Below are 15891 nucleotides of genomic sequence, written 5' to 3'. Positions count from 1 at the left end.
ATTATTCAGTAATGCCTGATCGAATCAGTTACAAGCCAAATAGTGACTATATTGATTTTATTCGTTTTAAGTGAACGGTTAGGTAAATTTTTTCTTCTACCGATATCGTCCACCCCTCTTTCATATGCAGAAAGTCTGATATTTTTTCAGCCATCTGATACTCTTCAGGGTATTTCATTTTATACATTTGTACTAAGTCTTCATCCATCTCATTCGCATAGGATTGGCTGTATAATTTCCGTAACATAAAATAGCGTAAATGATTAACAAATTTACCATGTGCGAATTGATTAGGATCTAACGACATTTGAAATTGATACTCCACTAATTTAACAATTTGTTTAATCAGTTTAATAACATGTACTGTATCACTTAAGGTGCTGTCTTTATTAGACGCATTTACAAAATGATTTGTTAAAAATTCAAGTTCAGAATCATCAAGTTTATGACCCAGCCCATCATTAATAAGATTAAGAGCTTCTCCAGCTAAAGCAAATTCTTCAGGGTGTATTTTTCTTAATTCCCAATAATTTAATACTGGATACTCAATACCTTGTTCTTGTCTTTTTATTGCAAAGTCGATATGATCAGCCAATATAAGATAATGAGCATTGTCAAATTCAATGTCGAGCCTTTTTTTTGCAAGTTCACTGACCTTACTCGTAATCGCAACAACATCTGAAGCCATATTTTGTAAAACTTCTATATCTTGATTATCACTCTCATCATCTTTTAAAATATACCGACGATCAATCACATCATCAGGAATCTCATCCGCTTCTTTTAATGAAAAGCCAATACCTTTTCCTAAAACAATATAACCTGTCCCATCTTCATCATTAGCAAAAGCAACATTATTATTAATTTTTTTAAGAAATTTCATAGTCTACCTCCTTCCAATAAAAAAACCTACTCTAATAAACCACAAAAAGTAGTAAATTAAAGTAGGTTATGCCTGATCGAATCAGTAACAATCCTGTGCTATGTTTGTTGCCTTGAAAACATTATATCACACCTGTTACAAAAGGCAACCGTTTTCAACAGATATTTTTACAACTAAAATAAACATATGTTCTAATTTATGCAGTTTACCATAATTATATTATGGTAAATGCTTGCTTTCATAAAGTTCTATCCTAACGATTGTTCCTTGATTTTTTTCACTTTCAATTGCCATACGACCCTCTACTAACTCTACAATACGACTTACCATGGCTAGACCTAAGCCGGCTCCTTGGTTACTTCTAGAGCTATCTCCTTGGTAAAACTTTTCTGTCGCACGCTCGATTTCGCTTAACGTCATGCCACATCCTTCATCCTTCACTAAAAATGTTATTTTATCTGAGTTTTTTTTCAAACAAACTGTTATTTTTCCACCTTTATCAGAGAATTTAATGGCATTGCTTAGGATGTTTTGCCAAACGTGTTGCAAAAGTTCTTTATTCCCTACAATTTCAATATCCTCAATCTCGATGTCCAACTCAATTTCTTTCTCTGACCAACAGGTTTCTAATAGTAAAAGCACTTGTCTAATTTCTTCCGAGAGAGAAAAAAACGTCTCTTTTTCCTTTATTTCTTGGTTATCTAATTTCGACATATATAAAATATCACTAGATAACGAATTTAAACGTCTCGCACTCACGACAATACGTTCTATGTAGTCAGCTTTTTTCTCTTCACTTAACCCTGGTGTCTTTAATAAAGAAGCATAGCCGTCAATCGCGGCAATCGGTGTTTTTAATTCATGAGAGATGTTAGCGATGAACTCTTGCCTCATGTTATCTATCTTCCCTAACTCGCTCACCATAATATTGAAATTTTGTGACAAACCTGCCACTTCATCAATCCAATTATCTTCTTCTATTCGAATAGAAAAATCACCTTGGGCTACTTCTTTTGTCGCTTTATTCAACACGGCAAAAGATGAAAATAACCATTTTCCTAAACTATGAGCCACGATTGTACTAATAAAAATACTTGATAAACAAAGAACTCCAATCACAGCTAAATGACTATAGCCTCTTAAGTAATCATGTTTAATTAAATAATACATAGCAGACCCTACTAAAAGAGTCGTCAAACTTACAATGACGAACACACTAATAGAGAATGCTAAAATCATCTTTACCGAATGTTTTTTATGCATCTCTTTCCCCTAACTTATACCCTAGCCCTCTTATAGTTTTAATCGCTAATTCTGGATTACTTGCTAACTTGTCTCGCAGCCGATTAATATGGACATCAACTGTTCGTGGGTCAGTTTCCGAATTCAGACCCCAGATATCATCCATTAACTGCTGCCGCGTGAATATTTTATTTGGTGAAGACGCTAGTTTGTATAACAACAGAAATTCTTTTTGAGGTAGTATAAGTTTACTGCCTTTCCACATCACCTTTAGTTCATCTAACTCTAAGATGGTTTCACCGAACGTCAATTGATGATCGGTTAAAATTTGCGCCCGTCTTAATAACGCTTTTACTCGGAGCAGCATTTCGTTAATATCAACAGGTTTTACCATATAGTCATCTGTCCCGACCATAAAACCAGCTTCCTTATCCCTAAAAGTATCTTTTGCTGAAATCATTAAAATAGGAATCGTTTTATTCGATAAACGGATGGACTCTGTCAGTTCTAAACCGTCTATTTCAGGCATCATCACATCTGAAATAACAAGATCAATTCGATTTTTTTCTAATTCTAACAACGCTTCTTTACCATTCGTTGCCTCGATAACCTCATATCCCACACCTGATAACACTTCTATATATAAGTTTTTAAGTTCTAAATCATCTTCTGCTACCAATATCTTAACCATACCGTTCTCCTTTACACCTAGATAATTACTATACTATAACATAAAGATTAACTCACTATTAACTCCTTTGTTAACATATAGTTCACAGTTGCGTGTTACAATATAGTGAGTAAAGAGGAGGCTTTCTATGATTGAATTACAACACTTAAAAAAAGAATACATAACAGGAGACTTTCATCAACTTGCTTTAGATGACGTGAGTCTAACCTTTAGAAAAAATGAATTTGTTGCCATACTTGGGCCAAGCGGCTCAGGTAAAACCACACTACTTAATATTATCGGTGGACTTGATCGCTATGATTCTGGCGACTTGCTTATTCAAGGAACCAGTACTAAAGAATTTAAGGATAGCGACTGGGATGCCTATCGTAATAACAGTGTAGGCTTCATATTTCAAAGTTATAATCTAATTTCACACCTATCTGTAGCCGACAACGTGGAAATGGGAATGACCCTTTCAGGTGTAAGGAAAAAAATTAAACAACGAAAAGCATTGGACGTTTTAGAACAAGTGGGATTAGCTGATCACGTTACAAAGAAACCTAATCAATTATCTGGTGGACAAATGCAACGTGTCGCGATTGCTCGGTCTCTGGCTAACAACCCAGAAGTTATCCTAGCCGATGAACCGACTGGTGCTCTTGATACTCACACGAGCGAACAGATTATGGAGCTCATCCAGTCCATCTCTAAAGACAAATTAGTCTTAATGGTGACCCATAACCCTGAACTAGCAGAGGCTTATGCCGACCGTATCATTCGATTTTCTGATGGACAGGTCTTATCTGATAGTAATCCTTATGAGCCGTCCCCTACTCGTCGAAAATATAAACCTAAAAAAACAAGTATGAGTTTTTTTACAGCTTTAAAACTATCTGGAAATAACATTATTACTAAGAAGTGGCGAACGGGTTTGACCGCTTTTGCTTCAAGTATTGGTATCATCGGTATAGCACTTGTCTTATCCTTATCCAATGGCTTTAATAAACAAGTCAGTGATTTTGAAAAAGGCTCTCTAGCTAACTACCCCATCACAATAGGGACACAAATGCAAAGCATGCACAAACGACCTGATTCGACTAAAGCGGGTACGAAAGAATTTACAGATAAGAAACAACTCTTCCCTGTAGATTTAGAAGAAGAGACGGTTCAACATAAAAATAAATTATCTGAAAAGTATTTAAGCTATATTGATAAGTTAGACCGTCAGTTAGTCGAAGGCATTAACTACACACGTCAACTTAACCTGTCTCTACTGGACCCTACAGCCAAAGAGCCAAAATTAATCAACACAAGTCAATTGCCTTTTTCTAGTTACCCTACAAAGAAAAAATCATTTGATACAACCTACCTAGAAACAAACTATGACGTACTTGCTGGACAATTGCCTCAAAATGAAACCGAGTTAGCTTTAATTGTCGATGAATCGAATAAGATGCCAAATACTGTTTTAACGGAACTCGGCTTTAGACTAGATAAATTAAACCCGATTGACTTTAGTGATATTGTTGGGAAAAAATACCAGTTAGTTCATAATAATGACTTGTATCAAGAGCAAGGAAATCTCTATCAAGTCAAGTCATCAAAAGAGGACTTAGATGTATTAAAAAACAGTGACAACAATACGGAACTAACAATAAGTTCTATCATCCGAATTAAAGAAGATGCCTCAATCTCAACTCTTCCTGAAGGGATTGTATACAGTGATACCTTAGCGCAAACTGTTATAAAAGAGGCCTTAGCTTCTAATGTTGTTAAAGCTCAAAAAGAAACAGACTTTAATATCTTAACCGGACAACCTTTTGGTGATGATAAAGCTCCTGAAAAGGAAAGTTCTCGCTTTAGACCAGAAGACGCAATGCCCACTCCAACACTTGCGACAAAAACACAGATTTTAGCACAACTTGGTGCGACAGAAATGCCGGTTGGAATTGATATTCACCCTAAAAACTTTGAATCAAAAGATAAAGTCATTACTTATTTAGATAAATGGAACAAAGGTAAAAAAGAAAAAGACAAAATTATTTACACCGATCTAGCAGCCATGATGGTTGATTTAACAGGTAATATTATGGATGGTATTACGATTGTTTTGATTGCCTTTGCAGGTGTTTCATTACTCGTATCTATGATTATGATTGGAATTATCATCTATATCTCTGTATTAGAGCGAACAAAAGAAATTGGTGTCCTTCGTTCGCTTGGTGCACGTAAAAAAGATGTCACACGAGTTTTCAATGCCGAAACGTTCATTGTCGGACTTTTCTCTGGCTCGCTTGGTATTGCTATCACGTATCTTTTAACTATTCCTATCAATAAAGTCTTCTTAAACCTAGCAGACTTAGAAAATGTGGCACAGTTAAACCCTGTACATGCCGGTATCTTAATCTTAATTAGTGTGGTTTTAACTATGATTGGTGGCGCAATCCCAGCTAAGATGGCTTCTAAAAAAGACCCAGTTACGGCATTACGCTCAGAATAAACAAAACCAGCTGAAACTTTTTCAGCTGGTTTTTTAGTATATAATCCTCACTACTCTTCTATAACAGAGATTGTTTCTTCTAGTTGTGCCCAGTGATTTGTAGGACCATGTCCGTGTCCCACATCAATCGCATTAGAAATTGCCCCTTGGATAAATTGCTTTCCTGTTAGGATAGCCTCTTTAATGGGTTGACCTTTTGCTAATTCAGCAGCAATACAAGCCGAAAAGGTGTCTCCTGTACCATGAGTTTTGACAGTCTCCAATCTCTCACTCACCAACCAGTAACGCTCCCCTGACTCTAACAAAATATAATCTCTTGATTGCGATTCTAATAAATGTCCACCCTTAATAATCACATTCTTCACACCTAATGATTGGATATCTTGAGCTGCTTGCATTATCTCTAAATCATTTGTTAAGGGATACCCTACCAAAACTTCAGCCTCTGGAATATTGGGCGTCACTACATAAGCAATCGGTAGTAAATCAGTTTTAATCAAGTCGATTGCGTCCGTATCCAATAACGTATGACCTCCTTTAGCTATCATTACAGGATCTACGACTAATGGACCAAAATCGACAGCCTTAAGATTATCAACTACACATTTTACGTGCTCTTTATCAAACAACATCCCTGTTTTGGCTGCACCTATTTTAAAATCGGCAGCGAGTGATTTAAATTGTTCCTCCACAAAAGCTGTCGGAATGGGGTAGCTGCCTTGAACACCCAGTGTATTTTGAGCAGTTAACGCGACTACGATGGTCATGCCAAAAACAGTTCTATTTTGAAACGTCTTCAAGTCTGCTTGTAGACCTGCTCCACCACCAGAATCACTCCCTGCAATTGATACCACTTGTGGCGTACTATTGATACTCATTTAATTCTCCCTCTTTCATCTTTTTTACACATGATTTTAAATCGACTACTTTTTGAGAAACAGACTTAGCATACATAATCTCACTAACAATAGCGACACCAGACACTTCCATACCTGAAATGGTTTGAATAGTCGTCTCATTAATCCCGCCAATGGCAACAATAGGCAAGTCTGTTTGTTCTACTATGGCACGTACTTCTTCCAAAGGAACGAGAGTAGACTCTTTTGTTTGCGTAGGAAAAATCGCACCCACACCTAAATAATTAGCTCCTTCAGACTGTGCAATTAAACTCCTCTCTACTGTCTTAGCAGAAACACCTAAGATTTTATCTGAGCCAATCAGTTCACGCGCTTTCCATACAGGAAGCTCATCATCTCCAATATGGACACCTGCAGCATCTACCGCTAAACAAATGTCTATACGGTCATTAATGATAAGCGGTAATTTATAACGGTCTGTTATAGCTTTAACTTTAAGGGCTAATTGATAAAAGTCAGCGGTTGTAACCTCCTTTTCACGTAGCTGAACCACTGTCACCCCAGCAGTACAGGCTTGCTCTACTCTTATTAAAAATTCTTCATCTGATAGCTTTCGACGGTCTGTTACTAAGTACAGTTCTAAATAATCAGGATTCATAACGCACTCCTTTAATTGATGTCCACCAATCGTTTCTTTGATATAACGTAGACAATTCATTGTAAAGGTGGTATTTAAATGATTCTAGTCCAATAGGCTCCTCACATTTTTCTTTAGCACGTTCCCCACATCGGTTGAAATAACTCACCGCTCCGACTGTGCTGTCTTGTATCGTTTCACCTTGTGCAAGAAGAGACGCAATAATCGCACCTACAACATCCCCTGTTCCGGTTAACTGGTCCAATTCTGGCACACCATTTTCTAATAAAATAAGAGACCCTTCAACAACAATTAAATCTACTTTTCCTGTCGCTAAAAATGTTGTTTTAGGGTATTTTTTCTGTAATTGTCCTAGTGCTTTGCCTAACTCAAGGAGTGCCTCTTTTTCCTGATCAGATTCATGACCATCAACACCTCTGCCTAGACTAGCCAAGCCAACTAAATGACGCAGTTCAGATGTATTCCCCTTTACTACTTCTGGCTCATTTTTTAAAAGCTCAATGACTAATTTTCTCCTAAGAGGTGAAACAGACACCCCAACACTGTCAATAACTGTTGGTTTTCCATGCTCTTTAGCATAGTGACTGGCCTGACTAATTTGTTCTTCTCTCGCGACTGAAAATTGTCCTAAATTGAGCAGCACACCATCAATCTGTTTAAACAACTCTGGGAATTCTCTGATATCATCAGCCATAATTGGCTTGCTGTTGACGTATAGTAAGGCATTTGCCATACTTTCACATGTAATTTCATTAGTAATACACTGAATTAAAGGTGACCCTTTAAAAAAAGTACTTGGTGTTCCTGTTAATAATGCTGTTGTCATATTGTTTCCTCCTAATTAATCGTTGCTCATACCACGCCACACTTCTAAATTATAAGACATATCCCAAAACGCATACTCCATTTTGGCACTGATTAAAAATGCTTCTAGCATATCTGCTTGTTCCACTTCATTTGACGTTTCGTACAGTTGATTTAAGATGGTACATTGTTTTACAATTTCTTCAGCGCCTTCATCATTTGAATACGTTTCAATCCAACGTTGATACAACCCATTAGGCGAGCCTGCCTCGATTAATTTTTCACCGATATCCTGATATAGCCACGGACAGGGAAGTAAACCTGCTAAGACGCTCTGAACCGTTCCTGTTAAAAGTTGACGATACATATGAGAGACATAATGATAGGCAGTTGGTGCAATCACAGTTTCTTCGATTTCTCGGGGAGTGATGGCCAATTCTTCAAAAAATTGTTGCCTTATAGCAAGCTCTCCCTCTTCTAAATGCTTGGCGGCACTTAACATTAGCTCTTTAATCTGTTTATCCGATGTTTTTTCAGCAAGCATAAAATGAATCTTACTAAAATGTTCTAAATAATACCGGTCTTGTATCAAATAGTATCTAAATTTTTCATGCGCTAACTTGCCAGATGCGAGTTCTTTTATAAATGGATGCTCGAAACTCCCTTCCCAATATGGGATTGAAAGTGCTCTTGCTTGTGTTGTAAACAATTGATTCCCTCCTAGAATTTAGTATCATTTTTAATTAGTGGTATAAAAAAACACCTCCTTTCGTCTCAAATAAGAAACAAAAGAAGGCGTCAAAAAAGAGACAACATCTCTTCGTTTTTATAAAACTTCCACTAAAATAGAAGGTATCATAAATAAACAGATATCATTATAATTCTCTTTAAAAATAGTCATTGAATACATTTCTCTTCGCTAGTCCTAACTAGTGCAGATTCAATGGGTATAATCTCAGCCTAAAGCACCCCAAATGTTTCGTATTTAATTACATAGAGTATAACACACTTAACTTGATTTTTTTGGTAATGTTGCATTAAATCGGTAAATCATATCTCCTTCAAACCACGCAGGGAAATTTGTTCCCCAAATATTATTAGCTAAATTAATAAAGATACCCTCGTTGAGTGACGGTTGTTTATTGTCGAAAACCAACATACTTCTGCGGCCAAATGATAATAAAGGCGCATCGTGACTCGTTAGTTGGATAGATCCTTCCACACCACTATAGCGTAATCCTTCTTCAGATACGATATGTTGATTACGATTCCCTTTCTCTAGCACATCATACGGCGATAACCAGCTGCCCATTTTATTCATTTCCCAACGATACGGATTTTTAACAGCTAAGCTGGTTTCTAACCAATAAGCCTCAGGCATTCGATTAGCTTGTTTTCCCTGCCATTTAAGTTCCCCTGTAATAGCATTGGTTTGATGATTAATGTCATAAGACAGTTGAATTTCTCGAGGTAATCCCCATGACATTTGTTCGTCATGAGTAAAAGATAAATCAAATACTATTTTTGTATTGTATTCAGATGATACATATGAAGACCGTACAGTTGTTGGTTTTAGTAACTCATAACGAATCGTTTGAAAAGCTTCTATCCCTCTTTTCGCAAAATCTACTAAACACCATGATGAGGTCCAACGTGTTAGACGACTATACTGACTAATATAGTGACTATAGTTAGAAAAATCAAACCGTTCATAGGATAGCCCACCAAACTCTTTCCCCTCTAAAATATAAGAGTGTTTAGAGTCTTCGAGAACTGTCATCCCTCCTGATGTTGAAAATGCTATCCTAAGATCACCAAATTGATAGTTCTTACCTGGAATAATCTCTAACTTATCTTCCAAACTAACCTGCTCTTGATGTACTTTAGCGATTGCTGCAGAGGCTTCTAACTGTCGCTCTACTGATAGACACTCGACGGCTTGTTTGATATAATCTCGTTGCTCTTGCCACGATGCTTCATATTGTTTATAAGAACGCTTAGATTCAAATGCTTTTGCATCGATATCCGTACTAATCATTGCCATTAAATCACCGAAGTCCATTGTGTTGCGATCATGATTAAATGTAATCTTATCGTGTTCTCGCGCCTTATTAAAATCATCAATCAAATAATTTTTATAATCAGGTAAAAAGACATTGCCATTACCGCCCCACGTATGTTCTGCTACGAGCATTAATTGTTCTGAAAATGACTGATACTCTGTTGACTGAGTATCTAAATCACCCTCTTCTAACCATTTGCGACGTAAACGAAGTAAGGTTTGATAATTTGAAATTTTTAAAGGATCCGACGCGATACCATGAATCCAAGTATCTCCAATCTCTTCTTCGATAACAGGCAGTTCTTCGCGTTTCTCCCAAGCATATGCTGCAAATGAATCTAAGCTGGATGCTACAATTTCTTTTTCTGGATGTTCTATTTTTAAACGTTTCATTAATTCCGTAACTTCTTCTGCATCTTTTGGCGGTCCGGCATTATCATGACTATGAGCAAAGTACAAGGATTCTTCCCAACCTGCTCTTTCAAATGTTTCCCCGTAATCCTGTGCATAATGAACCACAATTTCAGAACCATCTTTAGCCCGCCAGACAAACAACTCAGGAACTGTAGGTATCGCAGAACTTGCATTTACTCCGATGTGTAAGTACTTTAATCCTGCTTCTGCCATTAATGGAACCATACCTATTGTGTGCCCGGGGACATCTGTTAATTTAGAGGCAATCGTTTGTTTGTTATAAGTTTGATCTAGTTTTTTAGAAATAGACAATCCATATTGGAACAATTCTTTATCCATTAATTCTGTATGGGTTGTGACAGGTAAACCATGCCATTTTATCGTGCCTTGCTTGATAGCGTTAGCCAATCGTAATTTATCTTGTTCTGAAACATCAGGATGTTCCAAATAAAAATTTATTAACCAGGACCCTGTCGTCCAAACAAAATTATGGGGTAATGCTTCCCCAATCTCTAAAGCTCTGGGAATAAAATCATTTAAATATTGATCGATTACGTTCTTTGCTAGATCAGTAAAACCAATATCTAAATGAGTTTTAAATACAACGTGTAATTTTTTCATCCTACTTCTCCTTATCCTAATTCTTCTGGTGAGGGGTTATAGTCAATCGTCAAAATTCCTTCGTTAACTTCTGCAGCTTCTGTTAGCACTTTTTCAGGAGACTCTGAGTGCGCTGTTAAAAATAAACTGTATCTGAATTCATAAAAACCAGCTAGATCAACTTTGAAGTTTGTTTCCCAGAAGTTATTCATTGGCCAAGAATAGACAAGCTCATTATTCTTTACAGCACTACTTAATTGGCAAAGTTCAATCGGATGACTTTCAAGACCACCTAATGTGATTAAAGGGGTATCTTTCAAGGCTACTACTAAGCTATTTTTTCCATTAGTAAATGTTAAACCATTGTCTAATAAATAAAACTCTGTATTTGTACCAGGTAATTGATCGATTGCTGGACGCAAGACCGTTCCAGATTTTTCAATATATAACTCATTATCAGCTCCATATTTAAATGGTAGCGGGATGTAAAGATTTTCAGGTGCCCACTCATTATTTTTAGAAATACGGACAGTCACATCAATTCTTGGTATATTTTTATATATACGCATACTCACTGTATACATCCCTGTCCCTTCTAATTCGTAAGACATCTCTAATACACTATACAAACAGCCATTCTCTTTAACTTGAATATCTTTTAACTTTGCATCATAACGTTGGGCAACTCTGCCTTTACGATTACGCCCCATTAATCGACGCTCTGTACAAGCATCAGTTTTTATTGGTGTGCGCTCATACACACCTGCAAAAGGTGCTTGTTTTCTTTCTGGATGAAGTAATTCTTCACCCGTCTGTTTATCAATTAATGATGATATCCCAACTTTTTCATCTAATTCTATTATAAAATGATCCGTTTCAATTCCAAATGGTGTCACATGATGTTCGTAACCTAAGTAACTGGCCACATCTTCCACCCGATCCGTTCCGATATGCGCATGATTCCAATTACTACGATACGCATGATTTGGTTCAACACGACGTAGCCTCACAAGTTTGTGTTCTTTAGGTTTTAACGTGATGTTAAAACTTACTTCTTTACCAAGTGAACTATTAGCTACTTGAGAGTCAATTACCTCTCCTGTCTGACAATCTACTACCTCGCAGAAACCTTCCGTAGATTGAGAGAAGAAAGAATCGTCAACTGTCTCCCAGTGTTTCACATAGATTTTAGCTACCTCATGACGTACTGATTCATGAGGGTTAATTATTTTATAATAGGGTTCTCTATTCATTTGAATAGATTCCTCACCTAAGGAAGCTAAAACGTCGTCTAAATGTCTTGAAATTAAGCTATTCGCATTGATAGCATAGGCTGCTTTTCTATAATCCAAATCATTTACAAACGTGTTCCACGGTTGCGCAACAGATGAGTGATAACCCCATGTATGTTCTGCGTACATCATAAGCTGATTTTCACCCTCAGCTAGTAAATCTGGTCTCCCTTCAATTACATCATCTACTAATTTTGCAGCAACCCTATACTTGTGCTGAGCATCACGATAAATTTTAGTCGGAGCAGGTGTTGATCCTACACCATCCGCCCACCAGTCAGTCCAATCACCTGAATACGTTGGGAAATCATGAGTAGCTGCTTCTTTTCTTAACCTATTAAAAAACTCATCTAGTGTGACTAATACAAGTTCAACTGTTTGCCCGTGCTTAGCATTCCATCTATGAATGACTTCCATCATTCTTGGATTCGGAGGCGCATTATCAGTTACAATACCACTTATCATCGCAGGGACGTAGTTAAACTGATATCCTTCTTCATCAAGTAAATCAAAATGAGCAAAAATACGACGCTCTGTTTCAGCAAATTGTAAGTCGGCTTCAGCCTCTGTGTACCCTTCAACACCGTACTGTTTACTTTGATCCGAATTTGGTACTAGTAAAAAGTCATTCCCTGTTTGATAATGGTCACCGTTCCAAACAAGTAACTTTTCACCTGACTCTGTTTGCCACCAAAATGGCTGTTGTTTTTTAAATAGTGGAAACATACCGTGATGCGTATGGACACATGAATAGAGATTTTTAATACCATTTTTTGCCATTGTTTCAGCATATCCCCAAGAATAACCGTTAATATCTGCCGTCATCGCACTTTCTTTTAGTACGCCTAATCCTTCAACATATGCTTTTGCTTTAGCAAATTTTTTATTTAAAACAGCGTCATCTACTAACTCTGTCATGTTGAGGTAACTTAATGAAATATCAATCTGACCACTACGTACGTAAGTTTCAAATTTAGCTTGCTCGTCTTTCGTACTATTTTCTAAAAATTGCTCCACTTGCCAAAAATTTTCACATGTATAGTTAAAACCATGCCACTCTGGATGTTCATCTTCAATACTATCTAAAAATCTAATGACACTCTTTATGAAATCCACATGATAACGACTTATTTTTTCTTGACGATCTGTGTATCCAATATCGGTATGTGAATGATGTACCAAATATAATGTACGCTTTTTTTTCATATTAACACTCCTTAGATTTTGTTTGAATTAAATAATATAACCCTTTATAGGTAGCCAAGCTTGTATTTTGTGTCACACGAGTTTTGAGATTGTGATCACCTATCACTCTCAAAACGCCCTTTTTAAAAAAATGATAACTTCCTGCTATTTCCCCACCAAATACCAACTCATCAGGACTAAAACGTTCTATAAATGGCAGTAACGCCTCTCCGATTAGTTCGCCAAATTTTTCAAAAATATCATAAGCATTTTTATCTCCTCTTGAAGCTAAAAGGAATAACTCTGCTCCGGATAGTGGTACTTCTCCAAGACTTTCTTGTATAAAAGATAGTCCTTTTGAGGAAAGGTAATCATCAATCACACCATTTTTAAAAGGTGTATCGTAGATCATACCTTGATCATTGAGACCATAACCTATGCGACATATACGATTGTCTTCTATGAATGAAGAGCCACACCCTGTTCCCAACGTAATGCCAATCCCTCTAACTTTTTCTTTTAGATGATAAAACTCACCTAAACCAAATGCCGTAGCATCATTTTCAAAAATAACAGGTAAGCTTATGCTAAACGCTTCTTTTAACCAATTATCAATCTCTACTTTTAAGTTTACACCATAAATTGCATCATACTTCCTAAGACCTTTAATTAAACTTACTCCGTTTTCGTAATCAAATGGTCCTGGAAAAGCTATCCCTATCCCAGCTATGTCATATCTCATTTCTGAAAGTACATCATAATTAGTAAGTAAAATCTGCTTGAGGTTCTCTAAAATTATTTCTTTAGACCCATCTGACCTAGAAGGATAATGTTTATTTTCATTAAAAATAAGACCGCCATCTGCTTCAATACTATTGACTTTTATTCCTGTCCCACCAACATCTATCATAAGATAACATTTTTTCATATTAATAAACTACTCCTATCTCACGTATGCTTGGATAAGCTTTAGTTTTTCCGACTTACTTTTCTCCGTTGGACGTACACTATAACTAGAAACAGAGTCAGGTACGATAAAGGTCTGAGCATAGTGAATATAAAATGGCTCAAACTCACCAGCTAGACTCTCTACCCAAGCTTCTGTTCCATCAACGAGATTCAAAACATTTACGCTACCTTTTGTTTCTAATTTAATTGGCTCTGTAAAAGTAAAGCGACGTGTTTCAATAAATTCTGTCTCATGTAAGCCAGTTTTTTCTTCTAGCCACCCCTCTTGTTTTTCTATCATCTCAAAAGGGTTCACCAACTGATCCTTTACCCAATCCTCATCACGACTATAGTCAATACACTTAGCACCATGTTCCAAATGAACCGGACGGGGCTTACCATCTAAATCTAAACGATCCCAATCCCATAACTTAAATGTAAATCTATTAGGTGTTGCACTAATCTCTAGAACAACAGAGTCTGCTCCACTAGAATGGATTGTACCACCTGGGATAGAGAAGTGATCGTGTTTTTTTATTTCCTGCTGATAAATAAACTTCTTATCATCAAATGACTCTCCTCCACTGGCTGCTCTTTCCAAAGCAGGGATTAATTCTTCTTCCTTCACACCATTATTAAGACCCAAATACACCTTAGCACCGGGTTTTGCTTGTAAAATATAATAACTCTCATCCTGTGTATAATGAGCTCCAAATGTTTCTTGAATATAAGAAGTTGTTGGATGAACTTGTAGACTCAAATTCTCGCCTCCAATTGTATCTAAAAAGTTAAAACGAATAGGAAACTCTTTTCCAAAACGCCCATAAACACGATCACCTAACAGTTTTTTTGGTTCAAAAAAGACAACAGTATTAGCTGGCACTTCCATTTTTACACCTTCAAAATTTAAAATGATACTATTTTCTTCAGGTACACCGTTAAAACTCCAGGCCAAATTGATATCATCTTTTCTAAAATCAAATGTTTCTTGCATCCAATGTCCACCCCAAACTCCGGGATCAAAGAAAGGGACCAATGAAAAAGGTTGGCTAGCGACTTCTTTTAAAGCAACACTAAAACTTTCCTGACTTACCATCACCCAGTCTTCTCTTAAAGAGTCGATGACATAATTAACCTTAGAATAGACATCTTGTTTTTGCTTATCTGCCATTGGCCATTCAAAAAAATAACCTCTTTTAACCATTGCAAGAAAATCATCACCTGCATTATCTGCCTGCCAATTACTTAATACTCCTGATTTGAATCCCTTTTGGATTTCCCATCTTGGAATATCCGCATAAATAATCATATCGGATGGATACACTAAACTTGCAGCGACACCCATGATAACTACACGTTTATTATTAGACAAGGCATCCTCGATTTGTTTATGACACTTTTCTAACTGATCTTTATCGATAAAATCACTAAAAGAATGTCCTCCAAATCGACCAAAAACACGATCTTGCGTTAAGGTTGCTTGAATCAAGTCTTCTAATTTATCAGATCCATAAAAAATAGTCCGACTGTCTATTAAAACATCTGCATGAAGTGACGGTACTAGCTCTCTATTAAAACGCTCGGTGGAAACTCCAGGGTATATTTCTATTGTTATAACATTATGAGTAAGTTTGTCTGCTTCATCATTTATTTTTTTAGAAATTGACATGCCACCTACCCAAGTTTGTACCTTTTCTTTTATCTTTATCTCAGGAAAAAAATTATATTCCATCATACAACCTCCATCATATCGCTAAATAAAGCGCTTTTCTT

12 protein-coding genes and 1 riboswitch are annotated in these 15891 nt (G+C 36.5%); of the genes, 1 reads left to right on the top strand and 11 read right to left on the bottom strand.

The genetic code is table 11. The features are described from left to right. Window positions 1-46: 46 nt before the first annotated feature. The 3 genes from OL233_RS06865 to OL233_RS06855 all read right to left on the bottom strand — a co-directional run bounded on the left by OL233_RS06865 (window position 47) and on the right by OL233_RS06855 (window position 2816). A complete protein-coding gene (locus tag OL233_RS06865; protein ID WP_275471598.1) occupies window positions 47-883 on the bottom strand; it encodes a PRD domain-containing protein in 837 nt (278 codons plus the stop codon). 219 nt (window positions 884-1102) lie between these two features. Beyond that, window positions 1103-2146, bottom strand: coding sequence for a HAMP domain-containing sensor histidine kinase (locus OL233_RS06860; protein WP_275471597.1), 1044 nt, complete (start codon window positions 2144-2146; stop codon window positions 1103-1105). Continuing rightward, window positions 2139-2816, bottom strand: coding sequence for a response regulator transcription factor (locus tag OL233_RS06855; protein WP_275471596.1), 678 nt, complete (start codon window positions 2814-2816; stop codon window positions 2139-2141). Before OL233_RS06855 ends, OL233_RS06860 begins: the two co-directional genes overlap by 8 nt. A gap of 127 nt (window positions 2817-2943) precedes the next feature. On the opposite strand from OL233_RS06855, the gene OL233_RS06850 reads away from it, so the two are divergent. After that, a complete protein-coding gene (locus tag OL233_RS06850) occupies window positions 2944-5298 on the top strand; it encodes an ABC transporter ATP-binding protein/permease (protein WP_275471595.1) in 2355 nt (784 codons plus the stop codon). Window positions 5299-5348: 50 nt separating this feature from the next. Here the strand turns inward: OL233_RS06850 and thiD are convergent, their stop codons facing one another. From thiD to OL233_RS06810, 8 genes are all read right to left on the bottom strand, one after another. Continuing rightward, on the bottom strand, window positions 5349-6176 hold the full coding sequence (gene thiD / locus OL233_RS06845) for a bifunctional hydroxymethylpyrimidine kinase/phosphomethylpyrimidine kinase (RefSeq protein ID WP_275471594.1): 828 nt from the start codon (window positions 6174-6176) through the stop codon (window positions 5349-5351). Continuing rightward, complete coding sequence (gene thiE / locus OL233_RS06840; protein ID WP_275471593.1) at window positions 6163-6813, bottom strand: thiamine phosphate synthase; 651 nt, start codon at window positions 6811-6813, stop codon at window positions 6163-6165. The genes thiD and thiE overlap by 14 nt, the downstream gene beginning before the upstream one ends. Further along, window positions 6803-7639 (bottom strand): hydroxyethylthiazole kinase, encoded by an 837-nt coding sequence (gene thiM, locus OL233_RS06835; RefSeq protein WP_275471592.1) that lies wholly within the window; start codon window positions 7637-7639, stop codon window positions 6803-6805. The genes thiE and thiM overlap by 11 nt, the downstream gene beginning before the upstream one ends. Before the next feature lie 15 nt (window positions 7640-7654). Continuing rightward, window positions 7655-8326, bottom strand: coding sequence for a thiaminase II (tenA, locus tag OL233_RS06830; RefSeq protein ID WP_275471591.1), 672 nt, complete (start codon window positions 8324-8326; stop codon window positions 7655-7657). A 185-nt stretch (window positions 8327-8511) separates the two neighbouring features. Beyond that, a riboswitch (TPP riboswitch) is annotated at window positions 8512-8600 on the bottom strand. 26 nt (window positions 8601-8626) lie between these two features. Then, window positions 8627-10714 carry a DUF5054 domain-containing protein gene (locus OL233_RS06825; protein WP_275471590.1) on the bottom strand — a complete coding sequence of 696 codons (2088 nt, stop codon included), beginning with the start codon at window positions 10712-10714 and terminating at the stop codon, window positions 8627-8629. 11 nt (window positions 10715-10725) lie between these two features. After that, window positions 10726-13191 (bottom strand): glycoside hydrolase family 38 N-terminal domain-containing protein, encoded by a 2466-nt coding sequence (locus OL233_RS06820; RefSeq protein ID WP_275471589.1) that lies wholly within the window; start codon window positions 13189-13191, stop codon window positions 10726-10728. A gap of 1 nt (window position 13192) precedes the next feature. After that, window positions 13193-14098 carry an ROK family protein gene (locus OL233_RS06815; protein ID WP_275471588.1) on the bottom strand — a complete coding sequence of 302 codons (906 nt, stop codon included), beginning with the start codon at window positions 14096-14098 and terminating at the stop codon, window positions 13193-13195. A gap of 15 nt (window positions 14099-14113) precedes the next feature. Continuing rightward, complete coding sequence (locus OL233_RS06810) at window positions 14114-15850, bottom strand: class I mannose-6-phosphate isomerase (protein WP_275471587.1); 1737 nt, start codon at window positions 15848-15850, stop codon at window positions 14114-14116. Window positions 15851-15891: the final 41 nt, after the last annotated feature.

This window comes from Vagococcus proximus, from assembly GCF_029143285.1.
Taxonomy (GTDB): Bacteria; Bacillota; Bacilli; order Lactobacillales; family Vagococcaceae; genus Vagococcus_D; species Vagococcus_D proximus.
Note: the sequence above shows the minus strand (reverse complement) of the source record. Positions and strands in the feature narration are given on the sequence as shown.

Coding starts and splice junctions, on each gene's coding strand:
- OL233_RS06865 (WP_275471598.1), bottom strand. CDS start 883: ATGAAATTTCTTAAAAAAATTAATAATAATGTTGCTTTTGCTAATGAT.
- OL233_RS06860 (WP_275471597.1), bottom strand. CDS start 2,146: ATGCATAAAAAACATTCGGTAAAGATGATTTTAGCATTCTCTATTAGT.
- OL233_RS06855 (WP_275471596.1), bottom strand. CDS start 2,816: ATGGTTAAGATATTGGTAGCAGAAGATGATTTAGAACTTAAAAACTTA.
- OL233_RS06850 (WP_275471595.1), top strand. CDS start 2,944: ATGATTGAATTACAACACTTAAAAAAAGAATACATAACAGGAGACTTT.
- thiD (WP_275471594.1), bottom strand. CDS start 6,176: ATGAGTATCAATAGTACGCCACAAGTGGTATCAATTGCAGGGAGTGAT.
- thiE (WP_275471593.1), bottom strand. CDS start 6,813: ATGAATCCTGATTATTTAGAACTGTACTTAGTAACAGACCGTCGAAAG.
- thiM (WP_275471592.1), bottom strand. CDS start 7,639: ATGACAACAGCATTATTAACAGGAACACCAAGTACTTTTTTTAAAGGG.
- OL233_RS06825 (WP_275471590.1), bottom strand. CDS start 10,714: ATGAAAAAATTACACGTTGTATTTAAAACTCATTTAGATATTGGTTTT.
- OL233_RS06820 (WP_275471589.1), bottom strand. CDS start 13,191: ATGAAAAAAAAGCGTACATTATATTTGGTACATCATTCACATACCGAT.
- OL233_RS06815 (WP_275471588.1), bottom strand. CDS start 14,098: ATGAAAAAATGTTATCTTATGATAGATGTTGGTGGGACAGGAATAAAA.
- OL233_RS06810 (WP_275471587.1), bottom strand. CDS start 15,850: ATGGAATATAATTTTTTTCCTGAGATAAAGATAAAAGAAAAGGTACAA.